The organism is Flavobacterium sandaracinum, assembly GCF_004349135.1.
In the GTDB taxonomy this organism is placed as follows: Bacteria; Bacteroidota; Bacteroidia; order Flavobacteriales; family Flavobacteriaceae; genus Flavobacterium; species Flavobacterium sandaracinum.
The window spans coordinates 74815-92930 of record NZ_SMFN01000007.1; the positions used below are offsets into that span (position 1 = coordinate 74815).

General features: G+C 34.0%; 7 protein-coding genes. 6 read left to right on the forward strand and 1 reads right to left on the reverse strand.

The features are described from left to right. The first annotated feature begins 563 nt into the window (after positions 1–563). From E0F91_RS07720 to E0F91_RS07730, 3 genes are all read left to right on the forward strand, one after another. Positions 564–2462, forward strand: a complete 1899-nt coding sequence (locus tag E0F91_RS07720) for a polysaccharide biosynthesis protein (protein WP_132065855.1) — start codon at positions 564–566, stop codon at positions 2460–2462. Positions 2463–2774: 312 nt separating this feature from the next. Next, entirely contained in the window at positions 2775–3569 is a 795-nt protein-coding gene (locus E0F91_RS07725; RefSeq protein WP_132065719.1) for a polysaccharide biosynthesis/export family protein, read from the forward strand. A gap of 9 nt (positions 3570–3578) precedes the next feature. Then, complete coding sequence (locus tag E0F91_RS07730) at positions 3579–5939, forward strand: GumC family protein (RefSeq protein ID WP_132065720.1); 2361 nt, start codon at positions 3579–3581, stop codon at positions 5937–5939. A 3805-nt stretch (positions 5940–9744) separates the two neighbouring features. Here E0F91_RS07730 and E0F91_RS07735 read toward each other — a convergent pair. Beyond that, positions 9745–10485: a tyrosine-protein phosphatase gene (locus E0F91_RS07735; protein WP_132065721.1), complete on the reverse strand. Its 741-nt coding sequence runs from the start codon at positions 10483–10485 to the stop codon at positions 9745–9747. Positions 10486–11227: 742 nt separating this feature from the next. On the opposite strand from E0F91_RS07735, the gene E0F91_RS07740 reads away from it, so the two are divergent. From E0F91_RS07740 to E0F91_RS07750, 3 genes are all read left to right on the forward strand, one after another. Beyond that, positions 11228–14272, forward strand: coding sequence for a SusC/RagA family TonB-linked outer membrane protein (locus E0F91_RS07740; protein ID WP_132065722.1), 3045 nt, complete (start codon positions 11228–11230; stop codon positions 14270–14272). A 12-nt stretch (positions 14273–14284) separates the two neighbouring features. Then, entirely contained in the window at positions 14285–15835 is a 1551-nt protein-coding gene (locus E0F91_RS07745) for a RagB/SusD family nutrient uptake outer membrane protein (RefSeq protein WP_132065723.1), read from the forward strand. Positions 15836–16182: 347 nt separating this feature from the next. Beyond that, positions 16183–18108, forward strand: coding sequence for a putative porin (locus E0F91_RS07750; protein WP_132065724.1), 1926 nt, complete (start codon positions 16183–16185; stop codon positions 18106–18108). The last annotated feature ends 8 nt before the right edge of the window (positions 18109–18116 follow it).

Consider the following 18116-nt stretch of genomic DNA (forward strand, 5'->3'; position numbering starts at 1 on the left):
TGTGTTTGAAAAGGCGGTAAAAAGTTCAAGTGGTTTGGTTTACGGTTCTCGATACACCCCGCTAAAAAGCGGGCCACTCGAACTGACGCACTCTCGATACACCCCGCAAAAAAAGCGGGCCACTCGAACTGACGCACTCTCGATACACCCCGCAAAAAAAGCGGGCCACTCGAACTGACGCACTCTCGATACACCCCGCAAAAAAGCGGGCCACTCGAACTGACGCACTCTCTATACACCCCGCAAAAAAGCAGGCCACTCGAACTGACGCACTCTCGATACACCCCGCTAAAAAAGCGGGCCATTAGAAGTGATGAGCTTAAAATACACCCGTTTTAAAAAAATTACGTAAAATATGTTCTAAAACATACGCTACAGGTATTTTAATCGTTAAGATATAAAAAAAAACAGTTGCGTACGTGCAACTATTTTATTTCCTATATTTGATTTTTATTTTTCAAAAAAAAACATCACTTAAAATAAGTCCAATTAAATTGAGTACTCCTATAAATAAAAAAGTATCCCAGTTCATTTCTGAAATTACGACAACGTTAAATCGTAGAATGAAGTTGCACAATCTAGGCTATTTACCGCGATGGATTATCGTCAGTATTGATATGCTGGTTTTAATGTTTTGTTTTTTTGCTACCTACATGATATTTAGAGGAATCGGTATGGATTATATCGGCACCTCTCACAATATTACTTTCATTAGTTCTTTTTTTGGGCTTAATTTGTTTTTCTTTTGGTTATTCAGAACTTATTCTGGAATCATTCGGCACTCTTCTAATATTGATGCAGTCAAATTGCTGTTTTCTCAACTCTCTGTTTTGGTTTTGTTTCTCCTTTTTAACTTTATCAGTCAGATTTTTTTCAAACAAAAGCCTTTTTTAAACACCGCTTTATTTATCAATATCGTACTTTCTTTTTGTGCTTTGTTTTTGTATCGCGTGGTAGTGAAGCAAACCTTTGAACTGTACTTCTCCGAAAAAAGCAATGCTAAATTAATGCGCACGGTTATTTATGGTACGGATGCCAATGCGATATCAGTGGCTAACGCCTTAAAGTTTGAAACTCCAACGCGATTTAAAATTGTTGGGTTCGTAGACAAGAACAATCAAAATGCTTCCAAGCGGATGTTGGATTTGCCTATTTTAGTGCAAAAGAAAAAGCTTCCGGCACTAATGCGTTCCATTGGTGCAGAAAGTGTTATTATTGCAGACAAAGGTCTGTCAAGAGAGGAGCAAATAATTATAGTAGATCAATGCTTGGAATACAATTTCAAAGTGTTTACGGTGCCCTTAATTTCGGATTGGGAAAACCAAAAAGAGATTTCCCAGAAAGTGAAGACCATACAAATTGAAGATCTTCTGGAGCGAAAACCAATTGTGCTGGACAGCAAAGGAATTTCCAAACAATTGAAGGATAAGGTAATTTTGATTACGGGCGCAGCCGGTTCAATAGGAAGCGAAATCGTTAGGCAAGTTTTGGTTTTTAATCCAAAAAAAATTATTATGTTGGATCAGGCGGAGACACCGCTCCATCACTTGCAATTAGAAACAGAAAGTATCAGTACTACGGCAAAAATACGAACCGTCATCGGCGATATTCGAAATACCGAGGCAATGGATATGGTCTTTAAAACCTACCAACCCCAAGTGGTCTTTCATGCTGCTGCCTACAAGCACGTGCCGCTGATGGAAGAAAATCCATGTCAAGCTATTTTTACAAACATAAAAGGAACCAAAAATCTCGCCGATTTAGCTTGCTTGTACAACGTGAAAAAATTCGTAATGGTCTCCACAGACAAAGCGGTAAATCCCAGTAATGTTATGGGAGCCAGTAAAAGAATTGCTGAAAAGTATGTGCAGTCGTTGCAACTTCGAGATCAAAAAGAGAAAGGAACGGGTGCCACTAAATTCATTACCACCCGCTTTGGGAACGTATTAGGATCTAACGGCTCGGTAGTTCCTTTGTTTACCAAACAAATTGCCGAAGGTGGACCACTAACCATTACCCACAAAGACATCATTCGTTATTTTATGACCATTCCCGAAGCTTGCCAATTAGTGCTGGAAGCGGGAGCAATGGGAAATGGAGGCGAAATATACATTTTTGACATGGGGAAACCGGTCAAAATTATTGATTTGGCTCGAAAGATGATTAAGTTAGCAGGATTTATTCCAGAGCGAGACATTAAGATTGAGATTGTAGGATTGCGACCGGGAGAAAAACTCTATGAAGAATTACTCAATGACACGTCCAAGTCCATCCCCACACACCATGCTAAAATCATGATAGCACAAGAGATTCAAGAAGAGTTTGAAGCATTACATGCCGATATCAATGAGTTGATCAGTCTGTCTAATTTGTTTGCTAACGAAGCTATAGTGGCTCAGATGAAAAAAATAGTGCCAGAGTTCAAAAGTATGAATTCGACGTACGAGCTGTTAGATAAATAACAACCGGCAGTACAATCAATGCAATAGTATTGATTATTCGCCATATTTAACTCTTTTGTTTTATTCCTGTTTTTTAGTCTATTCAAGGAGGGTTTAATTTTATTTTGGAACTAAACTAAATAGCTTTTGTCAAAAAATGTTAAAGATAGAAGTGTTATACGGTCTCTTGTTTTATGCAACCAAAGCCCTTTTTACAGGATGTTTTCCATTGGATTTTATGATGAAAGCCAGTCTCGAGTAGGGTTTACTCCCGAAAGTTTTATGATACTATAATAATAATGCCTATATTTGCGCCCTTTTTAAATATATTATATGAAATACTTTTCCTTATTAAAAAAATCAATTCCCTTTTTGGTTTTAGTGTTGTTGGCCTCTTGTGCGTCCAAAAAAGACATGATTTATTACCAAGATATTGATGCCTTAGCAGGACAGGAAAAATCAAATTCGTATGAAATTAAAATACAACCCGATGACTTATTGTCTATAATCGTCTCAGCGGAAGATCCTGAGATTGCTTTGCCCTTCAACATGATGTCAGTAAGTGTGCAAAGTGCGCAAAAACTGGATATGGCCAATGGACAGCCTACAATGCAACTGTATTTAGTAGATGCAACTGGGAATATTGATTTCCCGGTATTAGGAAAATTGAAAGTGAGCGGATTGAGTCGCACAGAAGTACTAAATGTGTTGAAGGAGAAGATTGCTAATTACATAAAAAATCCCATTATTATTTTGCGTATTGCTAATTTCAAAGTTTCAGTACAAGGAGAAGTTACAGCGCCCGGGACTTTTGCTGTTGCTTCTGAAAGAATCACGTTGATTGAAGCCTTAACTATGGCCAAAGATTTGACGGTGTATGGAAAAAGAAAGAACATTTTAATTATTCGAGAAATTGATGGGGTCAAATCCTATAATAGAGTGGATATCACTAATTCAGATTTTATGAATACGCCCTTTTATTATTTGGCACAAAATGATGTGGTCTATGTGGAGCCCAACCAAAACAAAATAAACGGATCGGCAGTGGGACCGAGTACGGGGTTGATATTTTCAGTCATGTCCATCTTGATTGCCTTAACCACATTAATTATTACTTCTTCAAAATAAAACAGTTGCATGGAAAATGATATGTTAAATGAAAATGCAGAACAGGATTTTCAAATAAGGGCTGTAATAGATCAGTACGCATCCCATTGGAAATGGTTTGTAATAGGGGTTCTTATCAGTTTGTTTGGTGCTTACGTCTATTTAAGGTACACTGTACCGCAATACCGTGCGGCGACGACGATATTAGTAAAGGATGAAAAGAAAGGCGGACTGTCCTCAGAATTATCTGCATTTGCTGATATGGGAATTGGTGGTGGAAAAAGCAACCTTGACAATGAAATAGAAATACTCAAATCCAGAACTTTGGTAGAAAGTACCGTTCGGAAAATGAATTTGAATATCGCCTTTGTGGTGGAAGGTAAAGTGCTAAGTACCAATTTATATAAAAATGCGCCCATTTTAATCAATTATCTGGAACAGAAGTCTGATTTTTATAATAAAAGCAGGTCTTATCAATTTTTGGCGTTGTCCGAATCTACTTTTCAGTTTGAAGACTTGTTGGGTCAAGGGAACGTGTTGGAAGGAAGTAAAAAAGTTTTTCGCTATGGAGAACCGGTGAAAACAAAGTATGGTACGCTAGTGTTAAATAAATCGTTAGTAAACCCAACGCCCTACAGTGAGGATGTAAAGCCAATCAACATTGTAATCAGTCCGCTAGAAAAGGTAGCGGAGAGTTACAGAGCCCGCTTGCTTGTGTCCCCATTAAGCAAAACCAGCAGTGTTGTCGAACTTTCTCTCGTAGATCCTGTGCTGCAAAAAGCGGAAGATTTTTTAGATAATCTAGTTCAAAACTACAATGAGGATGCTGCCGCTGATAAAAATTTTATTTCTGAAAATACCTCTAAGTTTATAGCCAATAGATTAGCCTTGATCACTGACGAATTGGACGGTGTAGAGCAAAATGTTCAGAATTTTAAAAATGCAAATCAAGTAACGGACATTGAAACGGAGGCGGGACTTTTTATTACGGGGTCTAATGAATACGATAAAAAAGGCATAGAGGCAGATATTCAGTTGAATGTTATTTCGTCTATGGTCGATTTTATTAAAAAAAGCAAGCCGTCTGATTTATTACCTACCAATATTGTAAGCGGGGAAGCCACTGAATTAATAGGATCCTACAATCAATTGGTTTTAGACCGCAATAGAATTTTGAAATCGGCTACTGAGGTTAATCCTGCAGTGGTTAGACTGAATGAACAACTGGCGTCTTTAAAGTCAAATGTGGCATCAAGTTTGAGTCGCATGCAATCCAATTTGAGGATTCAAAAAAGAGATTTAAACAATCAGGAAGGACTTTTGAATCAAAAAATTGGTAAAATTCCGGTTCAGGAACGTCAGTTTAGGGTGATAGCCAGACAACAAAAGGTAAAAGAAGAACTTTATTTGTATTTATTACAAAAGAGAGAAGAAACGGCTATTGCAATGGCAGCTACAGAGTCAGTTGCCAGAGTAGTAGATGCTGCTAAAGGTTCCGATATTCCTGTTGCTCCTAAAAAAAATATTATTTATTTGGGTGCCTTGCTGTTGGGTATTTTGATTCCATTTGGGGTGATTTATGTACTGGATTTGTTAGACACTAAAATAAAAAGCCGACTGGATTTAGAAGGGAAAACATTAATTCCTTTTATAGGAGATGTGCCAACCTCAGATACGCCCTCGGAAATCATCAAATCAGAAAGTCGAACGAGTTCTGCCGAGGCGTTGCGAATTATAAGAACAAACCTAGAGTTTATGCTCAGCAAGGTTCCAGACGGTCAGGCTAAAACTATCTTTTTAACCTCTACTTTTCCCAAAGAAGGAAAAACGTTTGTTTCTGCTAATCTGGCTGCCACTTTTGCACTTTCTGGAAAAAAAGTTTTATTAATAGGAATGGACATCAGGAATCCTAGATTAGATGAATACCTGAGTTTGCCGGATCGCGGTGTTACTAATTATTTGTCTTCTAAAAATTTAGTTCTAGAGGATCTTATAGTAAAATATGATGGTTTTGAAGATTTTCATGTGCTACCTGCTGGTGTAATTCCGCCTAATCCTGCGGAGTTATTGATGAATAAGAAAGTAGATACCCTTTTTGAAACGTTAAAAAATCAATACGACTATATCATTGTAGATACAGCTCCAGTGAGTTTAGTGACAGATACGCTCTTAATTGCTAAGCATGCAGATTGTTTTATTTATGTGGCTCGTGCCAATTTTTTAGAAAAGAGAATGCTGAATATTGCCAACACCTTATACAAAGAGCAAAAGTTGCCGAATATGTGTTTGCTGCTTAACGATACCGATTCTACAAAAGGATATGGATATGGGTATGGCTACGGCGTCAAGATTGAAAAAGAGACTTGGTATAAAAAAATATTTAAAATGTAATTTTCTACCGAACTACTTGTAAAAAGGTTTATAAAGAATTAATTTCTTTGTAAACCTTTTTTTTATTTTAAAGTGTTTTGTCTTTTATAGGTTGATTTAAGCCATGGTAGTATTTCAGATAAGTGAAACAAGTTATTCCTGCTAAAGTGGGATGCGGTATTTGGTGTTGAGTGAAGCACTTTTAAAAGAGAGTGTTTAGCAATTTGTCAAAAAGTAAGCTTGTTGGTGTTGTGAATTAATAGTACAGTCCGTTTTGATCACTTATTTATTTTTTAGCCACTGATTCAAAGGAATCTCAGGGATTGATTCAGTTATTCTAATTCACTTTCTCTTTCATCTTGTGAAACATTGAAATTGGTAGTAAAAATTGGTTTGGTGCTGTCCTATTTAAGCTCTAAAAACTTGTTTGACTTTTAGGTTTCAGAAAAAATATTCCAAGAAAAGTTTCAAACAATTAAGAAATTAAGAAAAAGTTTAGTTGGTGTTTTGCGGGGAAATGAAGCAGTATAATTTTTAAAACTTATATGTTGAAAAATAGTATTCCAAGAAAAGTTTCAAACAATTAAGGAATTAAGAAAAAGTTTAGTTCCTGTTCTACGAGGAAATGAGGCGTTATCAAGCATTAAACTTATATGACTTATATGTTGAAAAATAGTAAACCAAGAAAAGTTTCAAACAATTATGAAATTAAGAAAAAGTTTAGTTGCTGTTTTACGGGGAAATGAAGCAGCACAATTTTTAAAAACTGATGTGACTTATATGTTGAAAAATAGTATTCCAAGAAAAGTTTCAAACAATTAAGAAATTAAGAAAAAGTTTAGTTGGTGTTTTGCGGGGAAATGAAGCAGTACAATTTTTAAAACTTATATGACTTATATGTTGAAAAATAGTAAACCGAGAAAAGTTTCAAGCCAATGAGGAATTTTCAAAAAGTTTAGTTCCTGTTTTACGAGGAAATGAAGCGTTAATAAGCATTAAACTTATATGACTTATATGTTTAAAAAAAATATTCCAAGAAAAGTTTCAAACAATTAAGAAATTAAGAAAAGGTTTAGTTGGTGTTTTGCGGGAAATGAGGCGTTATCAAGCATTAAACTTATATGACTTATATGTTGAAAAATAGTAAACCGAGAAAAGTTTCAAACCAATAAGGAATTAAGAAAAAGTTTAGTTCCTGTTCTACGAGGAAATGAAGCGTTATTAAGCATTAAACTTATATGACTTATATGTTGAAAAAAAATATTCCATGAAAAGTTTTAAACAATTAAGAAATTAAGAAAAAGTTTGGTTCCTGTTCTACGAGGAAATGAAGCAGCACAATTTTTAAAACTGATGTGACTTATATGTTGAAAAATAGTATTCCAAGAAAAGTTTCAAACCAATAAGGAATTAAAAGAAAGTTTAGTTGGTGTTTTGCGGGGAAATGAAGCAGTACAATTTTTAAAAACTTATATAACTTATATATTGAAAAATAGTATTCCAAGAAAAGTTTCAAACAATTAAGAAATGAAGAAAAATTTTAGTTCCTGTTCTACGAGGAAATGAGGCGTTATCAAGCATTAAACTTATATGACTTATATGTTGAAAATAGTAAACCGAGAAAAGTTTCAAACCAGTAAGAAATTAAGAAAAAGTTTAGTTGGTGTTTTGCGGGGAAATGAAGCAGTACAATTTTTAAAACTTATATGACTTATATGTTGAAAAACAGTATGCCAAAAAGTTTCAAACAATTATGAAATTAAGAAAAAGTTTAGTTGGTGTTTTGCGGGGAAATGAAGCAGTACAATTTTAAAAACTTATATAACTTATATAACTTATATAACTTATATGTTGAAAAATAGTAAACCGAGAAAAGTTTCAAACAATTAAGGAATTAAGAAAAAGTTTAGTTGGTGTTTTGCGTGGAGATGAAGCAGTACAATTTTTAAAACTTATATGACTTATATGTTGAAAAATAGTAAACCGAGAAAATTTTCAAACAATTAAGGAATTAAGAAAAAGTTTAGTTGCTGTTTTGCGGGGAAATGAAGCAGTATTAAGCATTAATAACTGATAAGACTTATATGTTGAAAAATAGTATTCCAAGAAAAGTTTCAAACAATTAAGGAATTAAGAAAAAGTTTAGTTGCTGTTTTGCGGGGAAATGAAGCAGTACAATTTTTAAAACTGATGTGACTTATATGTTTAAAAAAAATATTCCAAGAAAAGTTTCAAACAATTAAGGAATTAAAAGAAAGTTTAGTTGCTGTTTTACGGGAAAATGAAGCAGCACAATTTTAAAAACTTACATGACTTATATGTTGAAAAATAGTCAACCGAGAAAAGTTTCAAACAATTAAGAAATTAAGAAAAAGTTTAGTTGGTGTTTTGCGTGGAGATGAAGCAGTACAATTTTTAAAAACTGATGTGACTTATATGTTGAAAAATAGTCAACCGAGAAAAGTTTCAAACAATTAAGAAATGAAGAAAAAGTTTAGTTGCTGTTTTACTGGGAAATGAAGTAGCACAATTTTAAAAACTTATATGACTTATATGTTGAAAAATAGTAAACCGAGAAAAGTTTCAAACAATTAAGAAATTAAAAGAAAGTTTAGTTCCTGTCTACGAGGAAATGAAGTAGCACAATTTTAAAAACTTATATAACTTATATGTTGAAAAATAGTAAACCGAGAAAAGTTTCAAACAATTAAGAAATTAAGAAAAAGTTTAGTTGGTGTTTTGCGGGGAAATGAAGCAGTACAATTTTTAAAACTTATATAACTTATATAATTTATATAACTTATATGTTGAAAAATAGTCAACCGAGAAAAGTTTCAAACAATTAAGAAATTAAGAAAAAGTTTAGTTGGTGTTTTGCGTGGAGATGAAGCAGTACAATTTTTAAAAACTGATGTGACTTATATGTTGAAAAACAGTATTCCAAGAAAAGTTTCAAACAATTAAGAAATTAAAAGAAAGTTTAGTTCCTGTTCTACGAGGAAATGAGGCGTTATCAAGCATTAAACTTATATGACTTATATGTTGAAAAATAGTCAACCGAGAAAAGTTTCAAACAATTAAGAAATTAAGAAAAAGTTTGGTTCCTGTTCTACGAGGAAATGAAGCAGCACAATTTTAAAAACTTATATAACTTATATGTTGAAAAACAGTATTCCAAGAAAAGTTTCAAACAATTAAGAAATTAAGAAAAAGTTTAGTTCCTGTTCTACGAGGAAATGAGGCGTTATCAAGCATTAAACTTATATGACTTATATGTTGAAAAATAGTATTCCAAGAAAAGTTTCAAACAATTAAGAAATGAAGAAAAATTTTAGTTCCTGTTCTACGAGGAAATGAAGCAGTACAATTTTTAAAACTTATATGACTTATATGTTGAAAAATAGTATTCCAAGAAAAGTTTCAAACCAATAAGGAATTAAGAAAAAGTTTAGTTCCTGTTCTACGAGGAAATTAAGCAGTATTAAGCATTAATAACTTATATGACTTATATGTTTAAAAAAAAATATTCCAAGAAACGTTTTAAAACCATTTCGGAATTAAGAAAAGGTTTAGTTCTTGTTTTAGAAGAAAATAATAACTCAGGATTGAAAATAAATAAAAAGTAAGGTGCGGCAACTAAGTAGTTGGACTTCTTTATTGCCGTACTATAAAAGGAGTGAAATACTATTTAACATAAAAACATGTAAGCTTAAACCTTAAATGACCTTATTATTGCTTAAGTTATCAGTCTTACACAAATGAAACTTCAATGACTTATATGGTAAAAAAAAATACGTCATTGTTTTATTCCTATTACTTACACGTGTTAGCCAAATTTAAAAAATTGATTGTTGGCAATCGCTTCTTGCAATGGCACGATGTCTTTGATTTGTATCTTTTGGTCAAAGGCTGCAATGTGATTGTTGTGATGCACATCGGATCCTACATAGGTATATAGGCCTTTTTGAAGTAACTGTTCCGCTATTTTGGTTATCCCAGCGCCGTAGTAGCCCACGATGGACAACAGATTTAATTGAAACAGACAGCCCGCTCTTTTTAGTTTGACATATTCATTAAAGTTATTGTGGTAAAAAAGGTAGCGCTCTGGATGAGCCAATACAGGAATGTAGCCTGCCACCTGCAAGTCAAAAAGGATGTCGTACAATTGAATAGGAGCGTTGATATACGACATTTCTACCAGAACATAATTGTCTTTCAAAGTTAATAAATCCTTGGACTGGAATAATCGTACAAACTGATCATCCATCAAATACTCGGCGGCAGCTTTAAAAGGAACGGAAATAGCGTTGTGCTGTAATTCAAGAACTGTCGCTGCTTTCTTAGATAGGATTTGTTCGTGAGTATTATCCCAAACATGCTGGATGATGTGAGGCGTGGTGATAAATTGTGAAACACCAAAACCTTGAAGCGCAGCAGTAAGTCGAAGCGTATCTTCAAAATTTTTTGCACCATCGTCTATACCAGGTAGTAAATGGGAGTGAATGTCTATATGGTCGTCCGGAATGAGATCCTTCAGTACGGGTTTTGATTTGAAAAGTGAAAACATGCTGCAAATGTAGATAAAAGGAAGCAGCTTTTAGTTTTCGATACGGAGTATTACTATTGGAAATTGGGTATAAATCGGTTTGTGTATTGGAGTGCAAGGAGCTAATTTGTTATGTTGTGGAGCCTAAATGCCTATTTTAACGAAAAAATATCTTGTTATTACTTAATTTTTTATAAGAAATTTTCTATTTTATAAATTTTCATTCAATTTATTAATTTCAAACTTGGTAAAGCCTTTGTCTTGTTAAGTAGTTCATTTCATGGATTTAAAGGCAAATTGAGCATTCTTGGTTAAATCAGGGTGAAGTGGGGCAAATCACCTGTAGGATAGTATTTATTATGGGAAAAATTAGTTGTGGTTGCCCTATTTTAGCGGGTTCTTTGGCACATAAAACTAGTTTTACTTTGTTGCTCTTTCGGTGCTTGATAGTAGCATTTCCAGTGCCTTTTTCATTTTTTTTTCAAGTCCTGTGATTCCTTTAATACCGGTACTTTTTGCGTATTTCTTCTAAATTCAGAGTTAAAAATGAAGGTGCTTAACATTATGTTAATTTAGGATAATAACATACTTAAAAGCAAAAGCATGCGAATAATGCGGTTTAACTATTAATATGGTACAGCTAAGTGTTTTTTTTAATCGTTTATGATGCAAAAAAATAATTTGTGTTAATTCTAGGATATATTTGTTTCTTTAAGAAATTATTATGATTTTTGTCAAATAACTAATTCAAAACAAATTTAATATGAGATCAAAATTCAAATGGATTTTTTCATTGCTATTGGCCTTGTCAATGCAATTTGCATTTGCACAAGAGAGAACTATTACCGGTGTCGTTTCTGATGCTTCTGGTCCTATTCCTGGTGTAAATGTTTTAATTAAAGGTACTAGTTCAGGAGTACAAACTGACTTTGATGGTAGGTATGCTGTTAAAGCAAAAACAGGTGATGTTTTGGTTTTCTCTTTCGTAGGGATGAGTCAATCATCAAAAACAGTTGGTGCGTCAAATACGATTAACGTATCGATGCAAGATGATGCTAAGGTGTTAGCTGAGGTAGTTGTTCAAGGGTACAGAACAGTAACTAAAAAGTCAGCTGTTGTATCAGATGCTACTGTTTCTAGTAAAACTATCGAAAACAGACCTAATGCAAATGCGATTAATACACTTCAAGGTCAATTGGCGGGGGTTAACATTACCGCTAGTACAGGTCAGCCAGGTGCTAAATCATCAGTTGTTATTAGAGGGGTAGGTACTATTACAGGAAACTCTGATCCATTATATGTGATTGATGGTTTTCCTTCTAACAGTGACAACTTTCGTTCTATTAACCCTAATGACATTGAGTCTACATCTGTGCTAAAAGATGCTGCAGCAATTGCTGAGTATGGTAACAGAGGTTCTAATGGTGTTATCGTTATTAAAACTAAAAGAGCTAAGTTTGGTGAGGCTAAAACTACATTCAGAGTAAGCTCTCAGTACGGTGTTGGGGAATTGCAAAAACCAAAATACAGTTATGCTAATTCTAACCAATTATTAAGAATTGAGAAAAATTTTGGTTCTGGTTTAGGAGCTACGTTAACAGATGCTCAAATAGACGCGTTTGATATTAATACGAATTGGGTTGATTATTTCTTTACTCAATCGAATACAACTTCTCACAACATTTCTGTAGAGAACAGTAGTAAAAACATGAGTTCTTATACCTCATTGGGTTATTTTGATCAACAAGGTATTTTAGCTACAACAGGTTTAAAAAGATTTACATTAAGAAATAACATTAATGGTAGATCTGAAAATGAGAAGTTTAAGTATCAAGTAAACACTTCATTTGGTTTCAGTAAAAACAATGAAGCGACTAGTTTAGGTGATGGTGCTATTAATAGAAACTATGTTTTAGGTGCTTTTATTTCGGCTCCTTATGTTTCTCCAGATATTTATACTGGGCCACGTTCTGCGCTAGATTATTACAACAACACACCTGGTTTGTTGGCTACGCCAATTATGTTAGTAGATAAACTACAACAATATAAAAACCAAACGGATGAAGTTCGTATAGATGTAGCAACTGATTTCTCTTATGATATCACAAAAGATTTAACAGTACGTAGTAGATTGAACGGTCAGTTATTAGATACCAGATTTTTTCAATCAGAGTTTCCAAACTCGTTTAATGCATTATTGTTTCAAGCTGCAGGACAAACCTTTACTGGTTTTGAGGATATAAACTCAAGAAGAGAATGGTATTACAATAATTTATGGCAAATCAATTATGGTAAAACTTTAGGGGATCATACGTTCAATGTGAATGCTAACATGGAGTACAATCACTCTCGTTTGTATACTAATAACTATAGACAAAGAGGTTTAATTGAGGGTGTTTTTGTTCCTAACACAGGAGCAGGTTATGCTGCGGATACTGGTACAAATGATTTTTATGTTCCTCAAATTTCAGCACGTAATGTTAGAAATGATTTAATTTCTTATTTTGGTTCATTTGATTATGACTTCAAAGGTAAATACGGTATCGTAGGTTCTGTAAGAAGAGATGGTTCTTCAAGATTTGTTGAGTCAAAACAATGGGGTACGTTCTATTCTGTAGGGGGTAGATGGAATATTGATGAAGAGGCTTTTATGGATAATCTTACTTTTATTGATGTTTTGAAATTAAGAGGATCTTACGGTACAGTAGGGAATCAAAGAGTTGTAGGAGGAGATGCTTTTGCAGGTATTCAACCACCTCGTTTTACTGATGTTTATAGTATTGCAAACAATGCTTACAATGGTGGAACTGGTTATGGAATTAACTTTGGTTTTCCTGAATTGCAGTGGGAGACGACTACACAGTGGAATGCTGGTCTAGATTTTGAATTGTTCAAAGGAAGATTAAGAGGGTCTGTTGATTACTACAATAGAGCAACTTCACAATTATTTCTAGATAATCCGGTTACGTCTACTTCAGGGACAGCAAATTTAACTCAAAATACTAATGTAACAGTAACGAACAAAGGATTAGAGTTGAATTTAGGGTATGATCTTATTAGAAATCAAGAAAAAGAGATCACTTTAACGGTTAGAGCTAACGGTTCTCGTAATACTAACGTTGTAAGTGATATTCAAGGTACAGGACAAATATTTGCAGGAGCAGGTCTTTACGTTAGTGAAAATGGCGGAAGTATTAACGAACCGTTTGTGTTTCATTATTTAGGAGTTAATCCTGTAAACGGAAGATTGTTATTTGAGGATGCAGCAGGGAATCCAACTGAAAATCCTGTTCAAGCTGATAAAAGAAGAGCTGGTGTAAATTATTTGCCAAAATACCAAGGTGGTTTTGGATTTGATTTAAGTGTTAAAGGCTTCTTCGTATCCACATTATTTACTTATGCGTATGACGTAGCTCGTTTTGATAGTGATTTAGCTAACTTGTATTCTGTTGGTAATATTGGACAATTTACTGTTACAGATGACTTATTAAATGCTTGGACTGCTACTAATACAAATACTGATGTTCCTTCATTAAATGCAGGAAATCTAGGTTTAACTGGTACTTCTGATCGTTTCCTTAGAGATGCTTCTTACATTCGTATGAGAAACGTTCAAGTGGGTTACAATGTGCCTCAAAAGTTTTTGAAAAATACTTTTTTAACTGCGATGTCTTTCTCACTACAAGGAGAAAATTTATTAACTTTTACTAAGTGGGAAGGATTTGATGTTGAAAGTAGTAGAACTGCCGATGTATATCAGTATCCAACACCTAGGTTGTACACTTTTGGCGTAGATGTTAAATTTTAATTAAAGAAAATTATGAAGAAAATATTTGGAATATTATTTGTATCATTTGCACTTTTTGCTTCGTGTTCAGATGAGTTGTTGGAGCCTTTTACTCCTGGTTCTCTTACAGAGGAAGTCGCTTTAACCAAGAGTAGTGATTTAGTCAATTTAGTCAATTCATCTATGAGTATAATGACTAATAGAGCGGACTATGTTTTTAGTTCGGTTTTTACTGATGAAGCTGCACCAGGATTTAATAATGGTGGTCAGGGTATTACTGAAGATTATGTTTTTTTAATGAATGTTGATAATGAGTCTGCTAGATTAATTTGGCAAGTACAGTATTTTGGGCTTGCTAGAATCAATCGTGTTGTTACTTTTGCTGACCAAATTGTTGCTACATCTCCTGCAGATCAACAGTTAATTAATAGAGCGAAAGCTGAGGCATTAGTTTTGAGAGCACTAGCTCACCTGAAGATCATGTCTTATTTTTCGCCTAATCCTAAAGACGATGCTGCATTAGCAGGAGTTTTAGCCGATAGAATTATTCTTACCACAGAAAAACCATTGCGAGTTTCTAATGGGGTGTTTTATACAGCTATACACAAGGATTTGAATGATGCGATAGCGATTTTTGATGCTAATACAGCACCAGCTTATCCAGGTATAACTAAAACGTACTATCCTTCTAAAGTTTTAGCTCAAGCGCTTAAAGCGCGAGCTTATGCACTTAAAGGGGATTATCCTAATGCGGAAACTTTTGCTAATACCGTGATTAATACATCTGGAATTACTTTAGCAAATACGCAAGCACAATACAATGCTGTTTTTCATACGCATAGTGAAAGTGCTAATACAGAAGTTATTTTTAGATTGAGAAGAACGGTTCAACAAAATCTTCAAACGGGTAACCTAAATAACGGTTGGGTGTCAGTTGCTAATAGAAGAAATGGTTCACCATTTTATGAAGTAAGTAGAGCTTTGTATAACAAACTTGCTTCTAATCCAGATGACTTTAGACTAAATACTATTGTACATTTGACTGGTACTAGTCCATCTTTAATTGATCCAAACTATGCTACTGCAACGGATGTTAGAAACAGTGATATTATTGTTTTGCAAAAACATGGTGGTCAATCTGCTGTTACAGCAGCAAATGGTTTCAATCCTGATTTTATGGTTTCTAGACTTTCTGAAATGTATTTCATTAGAGCTGAGGCAAGAGCTGCAGCAAGTGATTTAATTGGTGTTGGTACTAATTTGAAGGCAATATTAGATGCTCGTTTTCCAACAGCTCAAGTTCTTCCAGTATTTGCTAGTCCACAAGCAGCTTGGAAAGGAATCTTAGATGAAAGAAGAAAAGAATTGGCATTTGAAGGTTTTAGATTTATTGATTTAAAACGTATCGGTACTTTAGCGGGTGCTACTTTAGACAGAGATGCTGCAGAGTATGCATCTGGTTCATGGAGTTTCCCTGCTGCTAATCCATCTAACTTGCCATTGACTAGCTTTAAATTTGCATTGCCTATTCCGCAAGTTGAAGTGAATGGTAATGCTTTAATTCAACAGAATTCTGGTTACTAATTTTTAGTTTATGCCCTAACAGGCAATACTAATTATTGATTAAGAATATTTTAAAAAGGTTGCAAGATTTATTTCTTGCAACCTTTTTTTTATCTAAGCTTATTGCCAGTGTCATGCCGGAAATGGGGATGCTTATAGTAGGTCGCATTAATTGGGACTGCTTAGTAAATGGCCTTGCTAGATGCCTTAAATATTGAGTTGGTTTCTTGTCAAGTTTAAATTTTTATTTAGTTATTTAACTACCTTTGTTTTTTTATATTTTTATGCTGCTGCCAATTCCATATTAATTCCGGCAGTCTAACGTATTTTTATTCCTGCTCCAAAATTAATTTCAGTATTCTTTATTTATGAAAAAAGCGGTCTTATTATTTTTATTACTAACAAACGTATGTATTGCACAAGATTTAGGTCAGCAAAAGCGAATTAAAGATACAACAGCAGCCAAAATTGCTACCATCGATCAGTATAAGGTGATTACCATCGAAAAGGATACAACCTATATTGATACGTCACTTACGATTCAAAAAGAATACAGTCACAACTATTTGCGTAAAGATATTTTTGGATTGTTGCCGTTTGCTAATGATGGTCAAACCTATAATACGTTGCAATACAGTTTAACGGATTTTTCTCCGTATCCCGAATTTGGGTTTAAAGCCAAACATTTTAATTTTTTAGAAGCCAACCAAATTAGGTATTACTCTGTGGCGACTCCAATTACCGAATTGTATTTTAAAACTACGATCAGAAAAGGGCAATCTGTTGATGCTTTTATTACCTTAAATACGTCCGAAAATCTTAATTTTTCTATTGCTTATAAAGGATTGCGATCTGAAGGGGAGTATCTCAACCAATTATCCAGTACCGGTAATTTTAGATTCACAACCAACTACAATACGAAGAACAAACGCTATTTTGCGAAAGCGCACTATACCTTTCAAGACATTCTCAATGAAGAAAATGGTGGAATTACTACCATCGAGAATTTTGAAAGTGAAGACCCAAACTACAATAACCGACAGCGATTTGAAGTGTATTTTAATGATGCTAAATCATTTTTAAAAGGCAAGCGTGTATTTTTAGACCATAATTTTAGAGTCAACCCAAATAAAGGAGCAAATAATCTTTATGTGACGCACCAATTTAATTACGAAAATAAATTTTTCGAATACAATCAAGCTACATTGCTTTCTACGGTGGGTTCTGAGCGGGTCAATCGTTTTGGTGATTCCTTCCTAGATAGTGGTATTAATGATCAAACGCGTTATAATAAAATGTACAATAAAGTAGGGTTGATTTATGAGAACACTACTCTGGGAAATTTTCAATTTTTCATTGATGATTTCAGGTCTAACTATTACTACAATCGGATTTTGGTGTTTGACAATCAAAACACAATTCCTAGTGCATTCAGTCAGCAAATCAATAGCGCTGGTGGACAATATGAATACCGACGCGATAAGTGGAAAGGTAAATTTTTATATTCCCGATCGGTAACGGCACAGTCGCTGTCTAATTTGGATGCGAAGTTGCAATACGATGTAAATGACGAAATTCAACTGGTTTTTCAATATCAGAATATAAACAAATTGCCCAATAATAATTATAATTTGCATCAAAGTAGTTACGTACAATACAATTGGTCGAATGAGTTTAAGAATGAAAAAATCAATACCATAAAAGCCAATGCAATTTCGCCTTGGGTAAATGCAGAACTGCAATTTTCAGTTTTGAATGACCATTTGTATTTTACAGATGCGTCGAGTGCCCAGCAGAAAGCAGCAAAAACGCAAATTGTAGCTCCTGCACAATACGATGGAACGATCAATTATTTATCGGTTAAAATCAGTAGGGAATTGAAATTTGGAAATTTTGCCTTGGACAATACCATTCTTTATCAAAAAACAGAACAGCAGGACGCTATATTAAATGTTCCAGCAATTGTCACGCGGAATACATTTTACTTTTCGGATTTTATATTTAAAAAAGCCTTATTTCTGCAAACAGGTATTTCTTTAAATTATTTTTCCAATTACTATGCGAATGAATACAATCCTGTCATAGGAGAGTTTTTTGTTCAAAAGGACAAACAAATTGGGAACCATCCCAATCTTGATTTTTTTATAAACGCAAAAATCCAAAGAACAAGAATCTATTTTAAAGCAGAACATTTTAATTCGGCACTAACCGGGAATAATTTTTATGCTTCACCTAACAATCCCTCCAGAGATTTTACCATTCGTTTTGGGTTAATTTGGAACTTCTTTAATTAAAAAATCAG

Excerpts from the sequence above, each read along its gene's own strand:
- E0F91_RS07720 (WP_132065855.1), top strand. The coding sequence starts at position 564 with ATGAAGTTGCACAATCTAGGCTATTTACCGCGATGGATTATCGTCAGT.
- E0F91_RS07725 (WP_132065719.1), top strand. The coding sequence starts at position 2,775 with ATGAAATACTTTTCCTTATTAAAAAAATCAATTCCCTTTTTGGTTTTA.
- E0F91_RS07730 (WP_132065720.1), top strand. The coding sequence starts at position 3,579 with ATGGAAAATGATATGTTAAATGAAAATGCAGAACAGGATTTTCAAATA.
- E0F91_RS07735 (WP_132065721.1), bottom strand. The coding sequence starts at position 10,485 with ATGTTTTCACTTTTCAAATCAAAACCCGTACTGAAGGATCTCATTCCG.
- E0F91_RS07740 (WP_132065722.1), top strand. The coding sequence starts at position 11,228 with ATGAGATCAAAATTCAAATGGATTTTTTCATTGCTATTGGCCTTGTCA.
- E0F91_RS07745 (WP_132065723.1), top strand. The coding sequence starts at position 14,285 with ATGAAGAAAATATTTGGAATATTATTTGTATCATTTGCACTTTTTGCT.
- E0F91_RS07750 (WP_132065724.1), top strand. The coding sequence starts at position 16,183 with ATGAAAAAAGCGGTCTTATTATTTTTATTACTAACAAACGTATGTATT.